Origin of the sequence: Rhodococcus sp. MEB064 (genome assembly GCF_000834565.1) — a bacterium.
Lineage (GTDB): Bacteria > Actinomycetota > Actinomycetes > Mycobacteriales > Mycobacteriaceae > Rhodococcoides.
This window is the reverse complement of sequence record NZ_JXQS01000020.1, coordinates 30,842-49,540: the sequence shown is the minus strand read 5'-3', so window position 1 is coordinate 49,540 and position 18,699 is coordinate 30,842. Positions and strand designations below refer to the sequence as shown.

Annotated in this window: 16 protein-coding genes; 10 read left to right on the top strand and 6 right to left on the bottom strand. The window is 67.5% G+C overall.

Features of this window, described 5'->3' with window-relative positions; genetic code table 11:
• The 8 genes from rapZ to ppc all read left to right on the top strand — a co-directional run bounded on the left by rapZ (position 1) and on the right by ppc (position 9,314).
• The gene (rapZ, locus tag RU01_RS11060; protein WP_042574643.1) at positions 1–918 is read left to right on the top strand and encodes an RNase adapter RapZ; all 918 of its coding nucleotides are present in this window, start codon (positions 1–3) and stop codon (positions 916–918) included.
• Entirely contained in the window at positions 915–1,970 is a 1,056-nt protein-coding gene (locus tag RU01_RS11055) for a gluconeogenesis factor YvcK family protein (RefSeq protein ID WP_042574607.1), read from the top strand. Before rapZ ends, RU01_RS11055 begins: the two co-directional genes overlap by 4 nt.
• The gene (whiA, locus tag RU01_RS11050; RefSeq protein WP_042574606.1) at positions 1,961–2,944 is read left to right on the top strand and encodes a DNA-binding protein WhiA; all 984 of its coding nucleotides are present in this window, start codon (positions 1,961–1,963) and stop codon (positions 2,942–2,944) included. Before RU01_RS11055 ends, whiA begins: the two co-directional genes overlap by 10 nt.
• A 194-nt stretch (positions 2,945–3,138) precedes the next feature.
• A complete protein-coding gene (gene gap, locus RU01_RS11045; protein ID WP_042574605.1) occupies positions 3,139–4,158 on the top strand; it encodes a type I glyceraldehyde-3-phosphate dehydrogenase in 1,020 nt (339 codons plus the stop codon).
• A 4-nt stretch (positions 4,159–4,162) separates the two neighbouring features.
• A complete protein-coding gene (locus tag RU01_RS23375) occupies positions 4,163–5,374 on the top strand; it encodes a phosphoglycerate kinase (RefSeq protein ID WP_042574604.1) in 1,212 nt (403 codons plus the stop codon).
• A 3-nt stretch (positions 5,375–5,377) separates the two neighbouring features.
• Positions 5,378–6,163: a triose-phosphate isomerase gene (gene tpiA, locus RU01_RS23370; RefSeq protein WP_042574603.1), complete on the top strand. Its 786-nt coding sequence runs from the start codon at positions 5,378–5,380 to the stop codon at positions 6,161–6,163.
• Between the two features lie 89 nt (positions 6,164–6,252).
• Positions 6,253–6,486, top strand: a complete 234-nt coding sequence (gene secG, locus RU01_RS11030; protein WP_042574602.1) for a preprotein translocase subunit SecG — start codon at positions 6,253–6,255, stop codon at positions 6,484–6,486.
• A 59-nt stretch (positions 6,487–6,545) separates the two neighbouring features.
• Positions 6,546–9,314, top strand: coding sequence for a phosphoenolpyruvate carboxylase (ppc, locus tag RU01_RS11025; RefSeq protein WP_042574601.1), 2,769 nt, complete (start codon positions 6,546–6,548; stop codon positions 9,312–9,314).
• A gap of 218 nt (positions 9,315–9,532) precedes the next feature.
• Here the strand turns inward: ppc and pgl are convergent, their stop codons facing one another.
• From pgl to tkt, 5 genes are read right to left on the bottom strand one after another with little or no spacing between them, the layout of a single operon-like run.
• Complete coding sequence (gene pgl, locus RU01_RS11020) at positions 9,533–10,261, bottom strand: 6-phosphogluconolactonase (RefSeq protein WP_042574600.1); 729 nt, start codon at positions 10,259–10,261, stop codon at positions 9,533–9,535.
• Positions 10,254–11,159, bottom strand: a complete 906-nt coding sequence (gene opcA, locus RU01_RS11015) for a glucose-6-phosphate dehydrogenase assembly protein OpcA (RefSeq protein WP_197074745.1) — start codon at positions 11,157–11,159, stop codon at positions 10,254–10,256. Before opcA ends, pgl begins: the two co-directional genes overlap by 8 nt.
• Positions 11,156–12,712, bottom strand: coding sequence for a glucose-6-phosphate dehydrogenase (gene zwf, locus RU01_RS11010; RefSeq protein WP_042574598.1), 1,557 nt, complete (start codon positions 12,710–12,712; stop codon positions 11,156–11,158). Before zwf ends, opcA begins: the two co-directional genes overlap by 4 nt.
• Before the next feature lie 3 nt (positions 12,713–12,715).
• Positions 12,716–13,840 carry a transaldolase gene (tal, locus tag RU01_RS11005; RefSeq protein WP_042574597.1) on the bottom strand — a complete coding sequence of 375 codons (1,125 nt, stop codon included), beginning with the start codon at positions 13,838–13,840 and terminating at the stop codon, positions 12,716–12,718.
• A gap of 5 nt (positions 13,841–13,845) precedes the next feature.
• Positions 13,846–15,945 (bottom strand): transketolase, encoded by a 2,100-nt coding sequence (gene tkt, locus RU01_RS11000; RefSeq protein ID WP_042574596.1) that lies wholly within the window; start codon positions 15,943–15,945, stop codon positions 13,846–13,848.
• Positions 15,946–16,252: 307 nt separating this feature from the next.
• Between tkt and RU01_RS10995 the strand changes: the two genes are divergently transcribed.
• Positions 16,253–17,242, top strand: a complete 990-nt coding sequence (locus tag RU01_RS10995; RefSeq protein ID WP_042574642.1) for a heme o synthase — start codon at positions 16,253–16,255, stop codon at positions 17,240–17,242.
• Positions 17,243–17,252: 10 nt separating this feature from the next.
• Here the strand turns inward: RU01_RS10995 and RU01_RS10990 are convergent, their stop codons facing one another.
• The gene (locus tag RU01_RS10990) at positions 17,253–18,218 is read right to left on the bottom strand and encodes a quinone oxidoreductase family protein (protein WP_042574595.1); all 966 of its coding nucleotides are present in this window, start codon (positions 18,216–18,218) and stop codon (positions 17,253–17,255) included.
• 141 nt (positions 18,219–18,359) lie between these two features.
• Between RU01_RS10990 and RU01_RS10985 the strand changes: the two genes are divergently transcribed.
• Positions 18,360–18,695, top strand: coding sequence for a hypothetical protein (locus RU01_RS10985; RefSeq protein ID WP_042574641.1), 336 nt, complete (start codon positions 18,360–18,362; stop codon positions 18,693–18,695).
• Positions 18,696–18,699: the final 4 nt, after the last annotated feature.

The window sequence follows — 18,699 nt, the reverse complement described above, 5'->3', positions numbered from 1 at the left end:
ATGCAGCGAGAGCAGGTGGGGTTCACCGCCGAACCGGAGTCGCTCGCCGACATCGACGTGGCCCTGGTGACAGGGCTGTCCGGCGCGGGACTGGGAACGGCGGCCAAGGTCCTCGAGGACCTGGGGTGGTACGTGGCGGACAACATGCCGCCCGAACTCATCACACGGATGATCGAGATCGGTCGCACGTCGACACCGGGCATCGAGCGCCTCGCCCTGGTCGTCGACGTCCGCAGCCGCCTGTTCAACGGTGATGTCGCCACCCTGCTGTCGGATCTGACGGCGGTGGGTGTGCGACCTCGCGTGCTGTTCCTCGACGCGTCCGACGGTGTGCTGATCCGACGGTTCGAGTCCGTGCGTCGCAGCCACCCGTTGCAGAACTACGGCTTCGACGGCACCCTCACCGAAGGCATCGCGGACGAGCGCGAGCGTTTGGCGTCGGTCAAGGAAGCGGCCGACATCGTCATCGACACGACGTCACTGTCGGTGCACGGTCTCCGGGACCGCATCGCAGCCGGCTTCGGCACCGACATGGCGAACACCATCGCCGTCACGGTCGAGTCCTTCGGTTTCAAGTACGGCGTTCCGTTGGACGCGGACGTGTTGTGCGACATGAGGTTTCTGCCCAACCCCCACTGGATTCCCGAGTTGAGGGCGCTCACCGGTAAGGACGAGGGAGTGCGCGACTACGTCCTCGGGCAACCGGGCGCCGAGGAGTACCTCGACCTGTACCACCGGTTGGTCGGCATGACGCTCGCCGGCTACCGGCGGGAGGGAAAGAGATACATGACCATCGCCATCGGGTGCACCGGCGGCAAACACCGCAGTGTCGCGATGGCCGAGGCGTTCGCGGACCGCCTGCGCGACGACGCGGACACCAGCGTGCGCGTCGTCCACCGCGACCTGGGTCGCGAGTGAGTGCGGCCGGACCACGCGACGAGAACTCCCCGAGCATCGTCGCGTTGGGAGGTGGGCACGGGCTGTACGCCACGTTGTCCGCCGTGAGAACCCTGTCGAGGAACGTCACCGCTGTCGTGACCGTCGCCGACGACGGCGGGTCGTCCGGGCGCCTGCGGGCCGAGCTCGGGATGATCCCGCCCGGTGACCTCCGGATGGCGCTCGCTGCGCTGGCCGCGTCGGATCCCCGCAGCGCGCTGTGGGCCGACGTCCTCCAGCACCGGTTCGGCGGAAGCGGCGCTCTCGCCGGGCACTCCGTCGGCAATCTTCTTCTCGCCGGATTGACGGAGGTCGTCAAGGACCCCGTGGTCGCACTCGACGAGGTCGCCCACCTCCTCGACGTCGACGGACGTGTCCTGCCGATGTCGCCCATCGCCCTGGACATCGAGGCCGACGTCTCCGGGCTCGAGTCGGATCCGCGAGTGAGCCGGGTCATCCGAGGTCAGGTAGCGGTGGCCACCACGCCCGGCAAGGTCCGACGCGTGCGTCTGCTGCCCGTCGATCCACCGGCGACCGAACAGTCGGTGCGCGCGATCGAACGCGCCGACCTCGTCGTTCTCGGACCGGGATCGTGGTTCTCCAGTGTTCTGCCCCACGTTCTCGTTCCCGACCTGGCGGCGGCTCTGCGCAGAACAGACGCCCGCAAGGTGCTGGTACTGAACCTCGGACCGGAGCCGGGGGAGACCACAGGATTCTCGGCGGAGCGCCATCTCCACGTACTGTCCCAACACGCACCGGGTTTTCGGGTGCATCACGTGGTGGTCGACTCGGCGTCGGTACCGCCGGGTTCCGAGCGCGAACATCTGGCACGGGCCGCCGCAGTCTTCGGTGCGGACGTGATCTACGCCGATGTCGCGGGGGCGACACCACACGCACACGACGTCGCCAAGCTCGCGGCCGTGTTCGGCGCCGTTCTGGGCGCGGGTAGTCCCGCGTCCGCGGTCGACGACACGCGCCCTACCGACGGCGACACCAGCAGTGACAGCAGGAAGGAACCGACATCGTGGCCATGACAGCCGATGTCAAGGACGAACTCAGCAGGCTCACGATCACGCAGGTCAGCTGCCGCAAGGCAGAGGTCGCCGCGTTGCTGCGCTTCGCCGGAGGCCTGCACATCGTGGCCGGGCGCGTCGTGGTGGAGGCGGAGGTCGACCAGCTGTCCATCGCCCGGCGCCTCAAGCGCGAGGTCTTCGAGTTGTTCGGGTACAGCGCCGACGTGCACTCCATCGGCGCGGGCGGACTGCGGAAATCGACGCGCTACATCGTGCGCGTCGCCAAGGACGGTGAGGCGCTCGCGCGTCAGACGGGTCTGCTGGACATGCGCGGCCGTCCCGTTCGCGGGCTCCCGGCGCAGGTGGTCGGCGGCACGGTCGCCGATGCGGAAGCCGCCTGGCGAGGCGCCTTCCTGGCACACGGCTCGCTGACCGAACCCGGGCGCTCCTCGGCTCTCGAGGTCAGTTGCCCCGGACCGGAGGCAGCGTTGGCTCTCGTCGGTGCCGCTCGTCGGCTGGGTGTCGCCGCCAAGGCGCGCGAGGTCCGCGGCGCCGACCGCGTCGTCGTTCGCGACGGCGAGGCCATCGGCGTGCTGCTCACCCACATGGGCGCCCAGGACACCCGCCTGACCTGGGAGGAGCGACGCATGCGCCGCGAGGTGCGGGCGACGGCCAACAGGCTCGCCAACTTCGACGACGCCAATCTGCGCCGGTCCGCGCGGGCCGCCGTCGCCGCCGCCGCGCGCGTGGAACGGGCGCTGGCCATCCTCGGGGAAGACGTCCCCGACCATCTCGCCGCGGCCGGTCATCTGCGCGTCGAGCACCGGCAGGCGTCGCTCGAGGAACTGGGGCAGCTCGCCGACCCGCCGATGACCAAGGACGCCGTCGCCGGTCGGATCCGCCGGTTGTTGTCGATGGCGGATCGCAAGGCGAAGGACACGGGCATCCCGGACACCGAGTCCGCCGTGACCGCGGACCTGCTCGACGACGCCTGAGCGGGACGAGGCGGCTGACCGAGAGATGCACCACCCCGAACCATTAGGGTGGACACGTCACAGATCGAGCGCACCGCCCCCGGGCCGGCACGCTCGCGTGACGCAGACGTCCGCACCACCACGTGCGGGAGACGAAACGGTGCACGACCCGTGCACCGACGCGGAACACCAGTTTCAACACTAAGGAGCGAACAGTGACGGTTCGGGTTGGCGTGAACGGCTTCGGTCGTATCGGTCGTAACTTCTTCCGGGCGGTCGATGCGCAGAAGGCGCTCGGCACCACGGACATCGAGATCGTTGCGGTGAACGATCTCACCGACAACGCAACGCTCGCTCATCTGCTCAAGTACGACTCCATCCTCGGCCGCCTGCCGTACGACGTCTCGCTGGAGGGCGAGGACACCATCGTCGTCGGCGATCAGAAGATCAAGGCGCTCTCGCTCCGTGAGGGCCCGTCGGCTCTTCCGTGGGGCGATCTGGGTGTCGACGTCGTGGTCGAGTCCACCGGCATTTTCACCGACGCATCGAAGGCTCAGGGCCACATCGACGCCGGCGCCAAGAAGGTCATCATCTCCGCGCCCGCCAAGGGCGAGGACATCACCATCGTCATGGGCGTCAACGACGACAAGTACGACGGCAGCCAGAACATCATCTCCAACGCCTCGTGCACCACGAACTGCCTCGGCCCCATCGCCAAGGTGCTCGACGACGAGTTCGGCATCGTCAAGGGCCTGATGACCACGATCCACGCGTACACCCAGGACCAGAACCTGCAGGACGGCCCGCACAGCGACCTGCGTCGCGCCCGCGCCGCAGCCCTGAACGTCGTCCCCACCGGAACGGGCGCCGCCAAGGCCATCGGCCTGGTTCTCCCGCAGCTGCTCGGCAAGCTGGACGGCTACGCGCTGCGCGTGCCCATCCCCACCGGCTCGGTCACCGACCTGACGGCGAACCTGAAGAAGTCCGCCACCGTCGAAGAGATCAACGCCGCGATGAAGGCTGCTGCCGAGGGTCCGCTGAAGGGCATCCTGAAGTACACCTCGGACCCGATCGTGTCCTCCGACATCGTCACGGACCCGCACTCGTCCATCTTCGACTCGGGCCTGACCAAGGTCATCGACGACCAGGTCAAGATCGTCTCCTGGTACGACAACGAGTGGGGCTACTCCAACCGTCTCGTCGACCTCATCGGACTCGTCGGAAAGTCGCTCTGACCCGATGGCTGTCAAGACACTGCAGGACCTGATCGACGAGGGCGTCGACGGACGTGGCGTCCTCGTGCGGGCAGACTTCAACGTTCCGCTCGAGAACGGGCAGATCACCGACGCGGGTCGCATCGAGGCGTCGCTCCCGACGCTGCAGACGCTTCTCGAAGCCGGTGCCAAGCTCATCGTCACCGCCCACCTCGGTCGGCCCGACGGCACTCCGGACGCCAAGTTCTCGTTGGCACCGGTGGCCGCCAAGCTGGGTGAACTGCTGGGACGCCACGTCCAGCTCGCCGGTGACGTCGTCGGCCAGGACGCCGAGGCTCGCGCCGAGGGTCTGACCGACGGTGACGTTCTCCTCCTCGAGAACATCCGCTTCGATCCTCGTGAGACCAGCAAGGACGATGCCGAGCGGCTGGCGTTGGCGAAGGAACTGGCCACGCTGGCCGGCGACGACGCCGCGTTCGTCTCCGACGGCTTCGGTGTCGTGCATCGCAAGCAGGCGTCGGTGTACGACGTGGCGACGCTCCTCCCGCACTACGCGGGAAACCTGGCCGCCACCGAGGTCGACGTGCTGACCAAGCTGACCGAGACCCCCGAGCGGCCGTACGCGGTCGTGCTCGGCGGCTCCAAGGTGTCCGACAAGATCGGTGTCATCGAGGCACTCGCTCCCAAGGTCGACACCCTGGTCATCGGCGGCGGCATGGCCTTCACGTTCCTTGCGGCACAGGGATATTCGGTCGGAACCTCCCTGCTGCAGGAAGATCGCATCGAGACGTGCAAGGACCTGCTCGAGCGTTTCGGTGACGTCATCCACCTCCCGACGGACTTCGTCGTCGCCGACAGCTTCTCCGCCGACGCGGAGTCGAAGACGGTGAAGGCGTCGGAGATCCCCGACGGCTGGATGGGTCTGGACGTGGGACCCGACTCGGTGGATCGGTTCGAAGCGGTGCTCAGTAACGCCAAGACCATCTTCTGGAACGGTCCCGCCGGAGTCTTCGAGTTCGAGAAGTTCTCGAAGGGCACCGAGGGTATCGCCCGGGCGATCATCGCGGCGACCACGAAGGGCGCGTTCAGTGTCGTCGGTGGTGGCGACTCCGCCGCGGCCGTACGCACTCTGGGTCTCCCGGATGCCGGCTTCTCCCACATCTCCACCGGTGGCGGTGCCTCCCTCGAGTACCTCGAGGGCAAGCAGCTCCCCGGCCTGTCGATCCTGGAGGGCTGACACATGGCACGGACCCCGTTCATCGCCGGCAACTGGAAGATGAATCTCAACCATCTCGAAGCCATCGCGCTGGTGCAGAAGATCGCGTTCTCACTGCCCGCGAAGTACTTCGAGAAGGTCGACGTCGCGGTCATCCCGCCGTTCACGGACATCCGCAGCGTCCAGACGCTGATCGAGGGCGACAAGCTGCTGCTCACCTTCGGTGCGCAGGACCTGTCGCCGCAGGACTCCGGCGCGTACACCGGTGACATCAGCGGCGCGTTCCTGGCGAAGCTGGGATGCACCTACGTCGTGGTCGGTCACTCCGAGCGTCGCGCCGGACACGGCGAGGACAACGAGACGGTGCTGGCCAAGACCAAGGCTGCGCTCAAGCACGGACTGATCCCGATCGTGTGCATCGGCGAGGGCCTCGAGGTCCGCGAGGCGGGCGAGCACGTGGCCTTCAACGTCGAGCAGCTCCGCGGTTCGCTCGCGGGACTCGGGGCGGACGAGATCGCCAAGATCGTCGTCGCCTACGAACCCGTGTGGGCCATCGGGACCGGGCGTGTGGCCAGTGCTGCGGACGCCCAGGAAGTCTGTGGGGCCATCCGAGAAGAGCTGGTCTCCCTGGCCGACGTGGACACCGCCGCGAAGGTTCGCGTGCTGTACGGAGGTTCGGTCAGCTCCAAGAACGTCGGCGAGATCGTCGGCCAGACCGATGTCGACGGGGCACTCGTCGGCGGAGCGTCGCTCAAGGCGGACGAATTCGCCACCTTGTGCGCCATCGCTGCCGGGGGACCGCTTCCCTGACACACCGCGCATCACCGATCGAAGGGCACGTCGCGCACGCGACGTGCCCTTCGTCGTCCCGCCCGCTCCGACCTGTAGGATTGCCGATCATGCGCACGTTCCTGGACATCCTGCTGGTGATCACCAGCATCGGCCTGCTCGTCTTCATCCTGCTGCACCGCGGCAAGGGTGGCGGCCTGTCCAGCCTCTTCGGTGGCGGCGTCCAGTCGTCGTTGTCCGGATCGAGCGTCGTGGAGAAGAACCTCGACCGCGTCACCGTGTTCACCGGCGTCGTGTGGCTCATCTGCATCCTCGGCATCGGCCTGGAGATCAAGTTCGCCTGACACGCCGGGCCTGACATCCCTGCGCTGCGCCGGACAGCGAGGCCGACAATACTGTTCCCATGACAGTCGTCGATCCAGGTCTGCCCGCCACCGAACCTCTGCGAGAGGACATTCGGCTCCTCGGAGGGATCCTCGGTTCCGTCATCCGGGACCACGAGGGTGAGTCGACGTTCGACCTCGTGGAGAAGGCCCGCGTCGAGTCCTTCCGCGTCCGGCGGTCGGAGATCGACCGCGGCGTGTTGACCGACCTCTTCGACGGCATCGACATCGCGTCGGCCATTCCGGTGATCCGCGCGTTCAGTCATTTCTCCCTGCTCGCGAACCTGGCGGAGGACATCCACCGGGAACGCCGGCGGGCCGTGCACGTCCGCGCGGGGGAGCCTCCCCAGGACAGCAGCCTGGCCTCCACCTACGCCAAACTCGATGCGGCGAACCTCGACGCCGAGACCGTGCAGAACCTGCTGCGCGACGCGCTGGTGTCGCCGGTCATCACCGCGCACCCGACCGAGACCCGTCGCCGCACGGTCTCCGAGATCCAGAGCCGCATCACCGATCTGATGCGATTCCGTGAGCGCACGGAACTGGACGACGTCGAGGTTGCCGACACCGAGGCGAAGATCGAGCGGCAGATCCTCGCACTGTGGCAGACCGCATTGATCCGCTTGTCGCGGCTCCGTATCCAGGACGAGATCGAGGTCGGCCTGCGCTACTACGACATGTCGCTGTTCGACGTCATTCCCCGTATCAACACCGAACTGCGTGCGGCGCTGCGCAGCCGGTGGCCCGATGCGGATCTGCTGGCGCAGCCGATGCTGCGTCCGGGGTCGTGGATCGGCGGCGACCGCGACGGCAACCCCTTCGTCACCGGGGAGATCGTGCACCGGGCGACCAACCGTGCGGCGCAGGTCGCCTTCACCCGGTACCTCGCCGATCTCGTCGGCCTGGAGCACGAGCTCTCGATGTCGGCGCGACTGATCGATGTGGACGCGGACCTGCAGGCTCTGGCCGACGCGTCGAAGGACGACTCGGCGTTCCGGTCCGACGAGCCGTTCCGACGCGCGGTGCGCGGCATCCGCGGCCGTCTGACGGCGACGGCGCACCGGATGCTGGACGTGGTGCCCGACAACACCCTCGACACTCCCGAGCTGGAGCCGTACTCGTCGCCGCAGGAGATGCTCGACGACCTCGACCTGCTGGATCGCTCGTTGCGTCGTACAGCCAACGGTGTCATCGCGGACGACCGGCTCGCGACGCTGCGCCAGGCGTTGGAGACGTTCGGGTTCCACCTGTCCGGCCTCGACATGCGTCAGAACTCCGACATCCACGAGGAGGTCGTCGGCGAACTCCTGGCGTGGGCGGGTGTGCATTCCGACTACTCGTCGCTCTCCGAGGACGAGCGCGTGGCGATCCTGTCCGCGGAGCTCGAGACTCGGCGCCCGCTGATCGGGCCTCGCGCGGAGTTCAGCGAGCAGACGACGAAGGAACTGGCGATCGTCGCCTCGGCTGCCGACGCCGTGCGCACGTTCGGCGGTGGGGCCGTACCGAACTACATCATCAGCATGTGCACGTCCGTGAGCGACATGCTCGAGGCCGCGGTGCTGCTGAAGGAGGCCGGCATCCTCGATCCCGGCGACTCGGAAACAGGTCCGTCGTCCCCGGTGGGGGTGGTGCCGCTGTTCGAGACCATCGACGACCTCCAGCAGGGCGCGGCCACGCTCACCGCGACCTTGGCCGTTCCGGTGTACCGCGCGCTGGTCACATCGCGAGGCGAGAACCAGGAGGTGATGTTGGGGTACTCGGATTCGAACAAGGACGGCGGGTACCTCGCAGCCAACTGGGCTCTCTACCGTGCCGAGCTCGACCTCGTCGAGGCCGCTCGGGACGCCGGGATCCGGTTGCGCCTCTTCCACGGGCGCGGTGGCACCGTCGGTCGCGGCGGCGGCCCGAGTTACGACGCGATCCTCGCGCAGCCCACCGGTGCTGTCACCGGGTCGCTGCGCATCACCGAGCAGGGTGAGGTCATCGCCGCGAAGTACGCGGAGCCGCGCCTCGCACGTCGCAACCTGGAGACTCTGCTCGCGGCGACGATCGAGAGCACTCTCCTCGACGTCGAGGGACTGGGCGACGATGCCGAACCGGCCTACGCACTTCTCGACGATCTGGCAGCCCGCGCGCAAGCCGCCTACGGCGCGCTGGTGCACGAGACTCCCGGCTTCGTCGAGTACTTCCGGATGTCGACGCCCGTCGCCGAGATCGGTGAGCTCAACATCGGTAGCCGACCCGCCTCGCGGAAGCCGACCAACTCCGTCTACGACCTGCGGGCCATTCCCTGGGTCATGTCGTGGAGCCAGTCGCGCGTGATGCTTCCGGGTTGGTACGGAGTCGGTACGGCCTTCGAGGACTGGGTGGGCGGCGACGACGACCGGTTGGCGACGCTGACCGATCTGTACCGGCGCTGGCCCTTCTTCCGGACCGTGATGTCGAACATGGCGCAGGTGATGGCGAAATCCGATCTCGGTCTCGCCGCGCGCTACTCGGAACTGGTCCCGGACGAGAAGCTCCGCAAGACCGTGTTCGACATGATCTCGACCGAGCATGCGAAGACGGTGTCGATGTACCTGAAGGTCACCGGTCACGACGGTCTGCTGGACGACAACCCGGCTCTCGCCCGGTCGGTGTTCAACCGCTTCCCGTATCTCGAGCCGCTGAATCACCTGCAGGTCGAACTGCTGAAGCAATTGCGTGCCGGCGACGACCGCGAACAGGTGAAGCGCGGAATCCTGTTGACGATGAACGGTCTCGCGACGGCCTTGCGGAACAGCGGCTAGAGGGAACCGTCGGGGCTCTCCCGGCGTCGAACAGAGCAGGACCACATTCGACGCCGGGAGGGCACCTCGACATGAAGCAGTTCAGCGACAACCGTTGCAGCGCATCAGCATCCGCGTGGCGGCGCGGAGTTCCCCGTCGTCGCCACGCGCCGGTTCCCACGCAGATACGCCAGGATGGCCCGGCCGACGAGTGGCCGGGCCGATCGCCGACGTGACGGTCACAGACGGGAGGCGGACCCCTCGTCGAGGAACCAGACGGTGGACTCGGTGCCGTGGGCACCGGCAGCCGGGTGCTCGATCGGATTCGCCCCGCCGACACATGCCGCGACCGCGTCGGCCTTCCCCTCACCCGACACCAGGAACCACACGTGCCGGGAACGGTTCACCGCGGGAAGGGTGAGAGTGATGCGGACCGGCGGCGGCTTGGGGGAGTCGGTGACGGCGAGGACGAGGCTGCTGTCCTCGCGCACCGCATCGCTGTGGGGGAACAGCGAGTTGATGTGGGAGTCCGGACCCATGCCCAGGAGGTGCACGTCGAACACCGGGCCGTCGGTGCCGCCGAATGCGGCGACGGCCTGAAGGTAGGCCACGGCGGCCGCGTCGACGTCGTCACCCAGCGGGGAGTCCGACGGCGCCATGACGTGCACGCGTGCCTCGTCGACGCCGACGTGATCGAGCAACGCGTTCTTCGCCTGGACGTAGTTCCTCTCCGAGTCGCCCTCGGGAAGAAAGCGTTCGTCGCCGAAGAAGACGTCGACCGCCGACCAGTCGATGTCACCGCCGAGATCTTTGACGGCCTTCAGCGTGGCGACGCCGGTACCGCCACCGGTCAGCACCACGGACGCACTGCCGCGAGTCTTCTGTGCGTCGACGACGACGGCCACGAATCGTTCGGCCGCGGCGCGTGCGAGTGCCGCGGTGTCCGGGGAGCGGTGTATCTCACTCATAGGTCACCTTCGCGAGGCCGGCGAGCGCCTCTTCGTAGATCTCGTCACGGTCGAGTCGCCGCAGCTCTTCCGCCAGGCAGTCACGCGTCTCCCGTCGTGCGAGAGAGACCAGAGTGTCGGGTTGTCCCGTACGGATCAGCGTCGCCGTGGTTCCGGTCTGCGGACGGCTGATGGACACGGTGCTGTCGGCCAGCACCATCTCGACGCGCAGATCACCGACGTTGCGGTGCACGGGAACGCCCAGTCGGCCGGCGAGCCATCCGGCGAGGATGTCGAGCGCCGGCTCGTCCCGCAGTCCCGAGACCGTGACCGAGCGCACCGCCTCGGCCTGCTGGTCGAGCGCAGTGGTGAGCAGCGCTCGCCAGTACGTGATGCGGGACCACGCCAGATCGGAGTCGCCCTCGGAGTAGGACTCGAGCCGCGACGCGATCGCGGCACGCGGATCGGGGGCCATGGTGGCGTCGGTGATCCGTCGGATGGCGAGGCGTCCCACCGGGTCCTTGGCGGGTACCTCGGGCGCCCCACCGGGCCACCACGCGACGACGGGTGTGTCCGGCAGCAGGAAGGGGAGCACCACGCTCTGCTCGTGTTCGGACAGCTCGCCGCGCAGACGCAGCACGACCACCTCGGAGGCACCCGCGTCACCTCCGACGCGGATCTGCGCGTCGAGACCGTCCTCGTCACTGCGCTCACCGCGCGCCAACACGATCACGCGGCACGGATGCTCGCGGCTGGCTTCGTTGGCTGCTTCGATCGCCGCTTCGAACTTGGACGGGTCACGGATGACGACCACGAGAGTGAGAACGCGTCCGAGCGTGACGGCGCCTCCCGACTCGCGGAGTTCGACGAGTTTCTTCGAGACGGCGCGGGTACTGGTGGCCGGAAGGTCGACGATCACGGTCTTCTCCATTCGCGTCCGGTGCGCTGCATCATCTCGTTCGCGGAGTCCGGACCCCACGTCCCGGCCTGGTAGGGGTCGGCAGTGCCGCCCGACGCCCAGTACTCGAGGATCGGATCGAGGATCTTCCAGGACAGCTCGACCTCGGCATTGACCGGGAAGAGCGACGGTTCACCGAGCAGGACGTCGAGAATGAGACGCTCGTACGCCTCGGGGGAGGATTCGGTGAATGCCTGCCCGTAGCTGAAGTCCATGCTGACGTCGCGCACCTGCATGCTCGAGCCCGGCACCTTCGACCCGAAGCGAAGCGTCACGCCCTCGTCCGGCTGCACCCGGATCACCAGCGCGTTCTGACCCAATTCCTCGGTCATGGTCGCGTCGAACGGTAGATGGGGAGCGCGCTTGAAGATCATCGCGATCTCGGTGACCCGTCGTCCCAGCGATTTGCCGGTACGCAGGTAGAACGGGACTCCGCCCCACCGTCGGGTGTCGACCTCGAGCGTGATGGCTGCGTACGTCTCGGTCGTGGATTCGGCGTCGAAGCCTTCTTCTTCCTTGAGTCCCTTGACCTTCTGACTGCCCTGCCATCCGCTGGTGTACTGGCCGCGTGCCGCGGTTTCCGCGAACGGTTCCGCCAACCGCGTCGCCGACAACACCTTGATCTTCTCGGACTGCAGCTCGCTGGGGCTGAAGCTGACGGGCTCTTCCATCGCGGTGATGGCGAGCAACTGCAGCAGGTGATTCTGGATGACGTCGCGGGCAGCGCCGATGCCGTCGTAGTACCCGGCTCGGCCGCCGAGACCGATGTCCTCGGCCATCGTGATCTGCACGTGGTCCACGTAGTGGGCGTTCCAGATCGGGTCGAACAACTGGTTCGCGAAGCGCAGCGCCAGGATGTTCTGGACCGTCTCCTTGCCCAGGTAGTGGTCGATGCGGAACACCCGGTCCTCCGGGAACACCCGGTTGACGACGGCGTTGAGTTCCTTCGCGCTCTGCAGATCGTGGCCGAAGGGCTTCTCGATGACGACGCGTCGCCACTGGTCGGGCCCACCCTCGACGACCTGACCTGTCGCCAGGCCGGACGTGGAGAGTTGCTCGAGGACGACGGGGAACGCGCTGGGCGGGATCGACAGGTAGAACGCGTGATTGCCACCCGTTCCGCGTTGGACATCGAGTTCGGCGAGCGTCGTCGCCAACCGGTCGAAGGCGTCGGCGTCGTCGAAGGTGCCCTGGACGAAGCGGATGCCCTCGGCGAGACGCTCCCAGACGCTCTCACGGAACGGCGTGCGAGCATGCTCGCGAACCGAATCGTGGACGATGGTCGAGAAGTCCTGGTCCTCCCATTCGCGTCGTGCGAAACCGACGAGGGCGAAGCCGGGGGGCAACAGCCCGCGGTTCGCCAGGTCGTACACGGCCGGCATCAGCTTCTTGCGCGCGAGATCGCCCGTCACCCCGAAGATCACCAGGCTGCAGGGCCCGGCGATCCTCGGGAGACGCTTGTCCCGGTTGTCACGAAGCGGATTGACCCAGGGGGCGTCCTCCGTCGTCGTCATGTGTCAGCTCTTGCTCTGTGCCTGATCGAGCTGCTGGCGAGTGGCCTCGTTGAGTTCGGCCCAGGCGCTCTCGAACTTCTCGACACCCTCGTTCTCGAGGACGAGGAACACGTCCGTGAGGTCGATGCCGAGGGCGCTGATCGCGTCGAACACGGCCTGCGACTCGGGACCCTTGCCCGAGATCGTGTCGCCCGTGATCTCACCGTGGTCCGCCACCGCGTCCATGGTCTTCTCCGGCATCGTGTTCACCGTGTTGGGTGCGACGAGTTCGGTGACGTACAGGGTGTCGGGGAGCGTCGGATCCTTGACGCCGGTCGAGGCCCACAGCGCGCGCTGCGGACGTGCATTGCTTTCCAGGAGGCCCTGGAACCGCGAGCCGACCTCGAAGACCTGCTGGTAGGCGACGTACGCGAGGCGCGCGTTGGCCAGTCCGGCCTTGCCCTTCAGCTCGGTGGCCTCGGGGGTGCCGATGGCATCGAGACGCTTGTCGATCTCGGTGTCGACGCGCGAGACGAAGAACGATGCCACCGAGTGGATCGAGGACAGGTCATGTCCGGCGGCCTTGGCGGACTCGAGTCCCTCGAGGTACGCGTTCATGACGGCTTCGTACCGCTCGACCGAGAAGATCAGCGTGACGTTGACGCTGATGCCTTCGCCGATGACCTTGGCGATCGCGGGAATGCCGGCTTCGGTCGCGGGAATCTTGATGAGGACGTTGGGGCGGTCGACGATCTTCCACAGCTCGATCGCCTGCGCCACGGTCTTGTCGGTCTCGTGCGCCAGGCGAGGATCGACCTCGATGGACACGCGGCCGTCGACACCGTTGGACGCCTCGTAGACGGGTGCGAAGATGTCGCACGCGTTGCGGACGTCGTCGGTGGTGACGGTGCGGATGACCGCGTCCACGTCGGCGCCGCGGGCCGCGAGCTCGTTGACCTGATCGTCGTAGGCGGTGCCCTTGCTGAGCGCAGCCTGGAAGATCGACGGGTTCGTGGTGACACCGACGACCGACTTGCCCTCGATCAGCTCGGTCAGGTTGCCGGACGAGATGCGGTCACGTGAGAGGTCGTCGAGCCACACGGACACTCCGGCGGCCGACAGATCTGCGAGATTCTTGTTCTGGGTCATGGCGGTTATCCCTTCACATTGGTGATGGAGCGCTGCGCGGCGGCGACCACGGCCTCGGCCGTGAATCCGTACTCGCGGAACAGCGTGGCTGCGTCGGCGGACTCGCCGAAGTGCTCGAGCGAGATGATCTCGCCGAAACCGCCGACGAGCTTGTACCACGGCATCGCGATGCCGGCCTCGATCGAGACGCGTGCCTTGACGGTGGGCGGCAGCACCTGGTCGCGGTAGTTCTGGTCCTGGCTCTCGAACCACTCGACACACGGCATGGAGACCACGCGCGCGGCGATGTCCTGCGCCTCGAGCAGCTTCTGGGCCTCGACGGCGTACTGCACCTCGGATCCGGTGGCGATCAGGATGACGTCGGGAGCAGCCTTCGACGACTCGACCAGGGTGTAGCCACCCTTGGACACGCCCTCGTAGCTGGTGCCCTCGAGCACGGGGATGCCCTGACGCGTCAGCGCCAGACCGACCGGGCCGCTGCTCGATGACTTCGCCAGCACGGCGCGCCATGCGTGTGCGGTCTCGTTGGCGTCACCGGGACGGACGACGGACAGGTTCGGGATCGCCCGCAACGCAGCGAGATGCTCGACCGGCTGGTGGGTCGGGCCGTCCTCGCCCAGACCGACGGAGTCGTGAGTCCAGACGTAGATCGGGTCGATGTCCATCAGCGATGCGAGTCGGACGGCCGGGCGCATGTAGTCGCTGAACTGCATGAACGTGCCGCCGTAGGCGCGCGTCGGTCCGTGCATGACGATGCCGGACAGGATCGCGCCCATGGCGTGCTCACGGATACCGAAGTGCAGGGTGCGCCCGTACGGCTCGGCGTCCCAGTCGTCGGTGGAGATCGACGTGGGGCCGAACGACTTCGCGCCCTTCATCGTCGTGTTGTTGCTGCCGGCCAGGTCGGCGGAGCCGCCCCACAGCTCGGGCAGCACGGGCGCGACGGCACTGAGCACGTCACCGGATGCGGCACGCGTGGCGACGGCCTTGCTTCCCGGCTCCCAGGTGGGGAGGACGTCCGACCAGCCCTCGGGCAGCTCTTCCGCCGTGAGGCGGTCGAGCAGCTTCTTGCGCTCGGGTTCACGTGCCGCCCAGGCATCGAACTGCTCGGTCCAGGCAGCGTGCGCCGCACGTCCGCGCTCCTGCAACGAGCGGGTGTGCGCGATGACCTCGTCGGTGACCTCGAAGGTCTTGTCCGGATCGAAGCCGAGTGCCTTCTTGACCGCGGCGACCTCGTCGTCGCCGAGTGCCGCGCCGTGCACTGCGCCGGTGTTCATCATCGTCGGCGCGGGGAAGCCGATTATGGTGCGCAGCACGATGATCGACGGCTTGTCGGTGACGGCCTTCGCGGCCTCGACAGCCTCTTCGATGGCGGTGACGTTCTCGCCGCCCTCGACGACCTGGACGTGCCAGCCGTAGGCCTCGTAGCGCTTGGCCGTGTCCTCGGACAGGGCGATGTCCGTCGAGTGCTCGATGGAGATCTTGTTGTCGTCGTAGAACAGGATCAGGTTGCCGAGCTGCTGCGTACCGGCCAGCGACGACGCCTCGGAGGTGATGCCCTCCTCGATGTCGCCGTCGGAGGCGATGACGTAGATGAAGTGGTCGAACGGGCTCTCCCCGAGGGCGGGCTCCGGGTCGAAGAGTCCACGTTCGCGGCGCGACGCCATCGACATGCCGACGGCGGAGGCCAGGCCCTGCCCCAACGGGCCGGTGGTGATCTCGACGCCCTTGGTGTGGCGGAACTCGGGGTGGCCCGGAGTCTTCGACTTGAACGTACGCAGCGCCTCGAGGTCGGACAGTTCGAGCCCGAAGCCGCCGAGGTACAGCTGGATGTAGAGGGTGAGGCTCGAGTGGCCGCACGAGAGCACGAACCGGTCGCGACCGATCCACGTCGTGTCGGTGGGGTCGTGGCGCATGGTGCGCTGGAAGAGCGTGTAGGCGAGAGGCGCGAGGCTCATCGCGGTACCGGGGTGGCCGTTGCCGACCTTCTGCACGGCGTCGGCCGCGAGCACTCGAACAGTGTCCACCGCCCGCGTGTCCAGATCGGTCCAGTCGCTCGGATGGTGAGCGCTGGTGAGAACGGTGATGTCGTCTGTGATCGACACGAGCGGAAATCTCCTGACACTGTCGGGGTGTGTGGCCAGTACCTGCGTGCGAACGGCGCGACTGATCGCATCGTCCGCGGGTGGAGCCTAGTTCCCCGACGGATCCGTCGGAGATACCCGGTTCGGGGCCCAGCCTAGTTCCGTCGGGGACCCCCCGCCGACTCGTACGAGCAACGCCCGCGCAGATCGTCGTGGTGACTCCGACCTCAGGACTACCCGCCGATTGGGGTGATGACACAGGCGGCGTCTACCATCGCTTGTAGTAGCGCCACCTGTTCGGTGGTGAAGCGCAGGTCGTGTGAGGGAGATTCGAGTGGGGATGCGGCAGAGCCCGAGCGGACACGGGTTCGCCGACAGTCCGGCCGCGGACTCGTCTCCGGCGCCCACGACGCTCCCGGGACGACTCCTCGCGCGGGCCGGCGCCTACATCGCACTGACCAAGCCTCGTGTCATCGAGTTGCTCCTCGTCGCCACCATCCCCACGATGCTGCTGGCCGATCGTGGCTCGGTGGACCTGCCTCTGCTCTTCGCCACACTGTTCGGCGGTTGGATGGGTGCAGCCAGCGCGAACACGTTGAACTGCGTCGTCGACGCCGATATCGACAAGGTCATGAAGCGCACGGCGCGCCGTCCCCTCGCCCGTGAGGCAGTGCCCACGTCGCACGCCTTCGTCTTCGGCACACTGCTCGGCATCGCGTCGTTCGCCTGGTTGTGGTGGGCCGCGAACCTGCTCAGCGGCGTTCTCGTCGTCGTGACCATCCTGTTCTACGTGTTCGTCTACACGATGGGCCTCAAGCGTCGGACCTCGCAGAACGTCGTCTGGGGCGGTGCTGCGGGTTGCATGCCGGCGTTGGTGGGATGGTCGGCGGTCACCGGAACCGTCGGCTGGCAAGCCGTCGTGCTGTTCCTGGTCATCTTCTTCTGGACGCCGCCGCACACCTGGGCCCTGGCCATGCGTTACAAGGACGACTACGCCGCAGCCGGTGTGCCCATGCTTCCCGTCGTTGCCACCGAGCAGGTCGTCACACGGCAGATCGTCATCTACACCTGGCTCACCGTCGCCGCGACCGCCGCGCTGGTCCCCGCTGCGGGCGTCGTGTACGCCGCGGTGGCACTCGTCGCGGGCGCCTGGTTCCTCCTGATGGCCCACCAGCTCTACGCGGGTGTACGCCGCGGCGAGCCGGTCAAGCCGCTGCGTCTGTTCCTCCAGTCGAACAACTACCTGGCCGTCGTCTTCATCGGCCTGGCCGTCGACTCGGTGCTCGGCATGAACACCGTGTCGCAGTTCTTCTCCTGACAGCCGTGACTCAGGGCTCCAGAACCAAGGAGCCCGTGGTTCGGCGTGCTTCGAGATCTGTGTGCGCCCGGCGGGCCTCCGCCAGCGGGTAGCGGTGCTCGACCCGCACCGACAACGTCCCGTTCGCGACGGCGCCCATGACGGCCCCACCGCGCCACTCGAGCTCGGCTCGGTCGCGAATGTGGTGGGCGAGGGTCGGCCGAGTCAGGAATACCGATCCGGCCTTGTTGAGCCGCTGAGGGTCGACCGGCGGAACCGGTCCGCTGGCCGCCCCGAACAGGGCGACGGTGCCGCGGATCCGCACGCTGTCGAGACTTGCGTCGAAGGTCGTCCTGCCGACGCCGTCGTAGACCGCCGCCACCCCCTCGCCACGGGTGATGTCGCGTACCCGGGCTGCGATGTCGTCGTCGTACCGCAGGACATGGGACGCTCCCGCGTCGCGGGACAAGGCGTCCTTGTCGTCCGACGAGACGGTCGTGATCACCTCGACCCCCTTCGCGACCGCGAGCTGGGTGAGCAGCAACCCGACTCCGCCGGCCCCGGCGTGCACCAGCACGGTGTCCCCGGACACGGCCGCGTAGGTCGACTCGACGAGGTAATGCGCCGTCATCCCCTGCAGCAGCACCGACGCTGCTCGAGGGAAATCGACGCCGTCGGGAACCGGGACGGCCGCGGCCACGGGCACGACCGCGAGTTCGGCGTAGCTACCGGGCGCGCTGGCCCATGCGACCCGGTCACCGACCCGGATGTCGGTGACGTCGGATCCGATCTCCTCGACGACCCCGGCGCCCTCGTCGCCGGGAACGTACGGCAATTCTCGGGGGTAGGCCCCGCTCCGGAAATAGGTGTCGATGTAGTTGATGCCGGCGGCCTGCACTCGGACGAGGAGGTCGGTGGGGCCGGGACGTGGATCGGGGGCCTCGGTGTACTCGAGAACGTCGGGTCCGCCGGTCCTGGTGATCACCACTGCTCGCATCACCGGAGTCTTGCACTACCGGCGCGGACGCGGGGGACGGGACACGAGGTTACCGATGGGTAGGAGTGCGGCGGAGGCACCGGGTATTCTCACGGCATGAGTACCGAGAGCATCGAGAACGCACCCAAGGGCTCGTCCGGCATGAGCACCGAGACGGCTGCACCACCGTCGAGTCTGGTGTCGTCCATCGAGTCGTTCGTCGCCGCCCACGGCGGCTCGGCGACGATCGTGCTGCAGCCCCTGGGGCGCGCAGGCGTTCGCATCACGCTGGTCGGTGAGGACGGCGTCCTGGGGGACCGCGTCGCCGCCGATCTCGCGATCGCGCACGCGGTGGTGGATTCGTTGGAGTCGGTGACGATCGGCGAGTGGGATCGCGAACTGACGAGCATCGTCACCCCCCGCAAGGGTCACTTCGCGCAGATGGCCGGCTGGGTCGCGGGCCAGACCAAGTTCCCGAAGGCCCGCAACGGCCAGTAGGGAC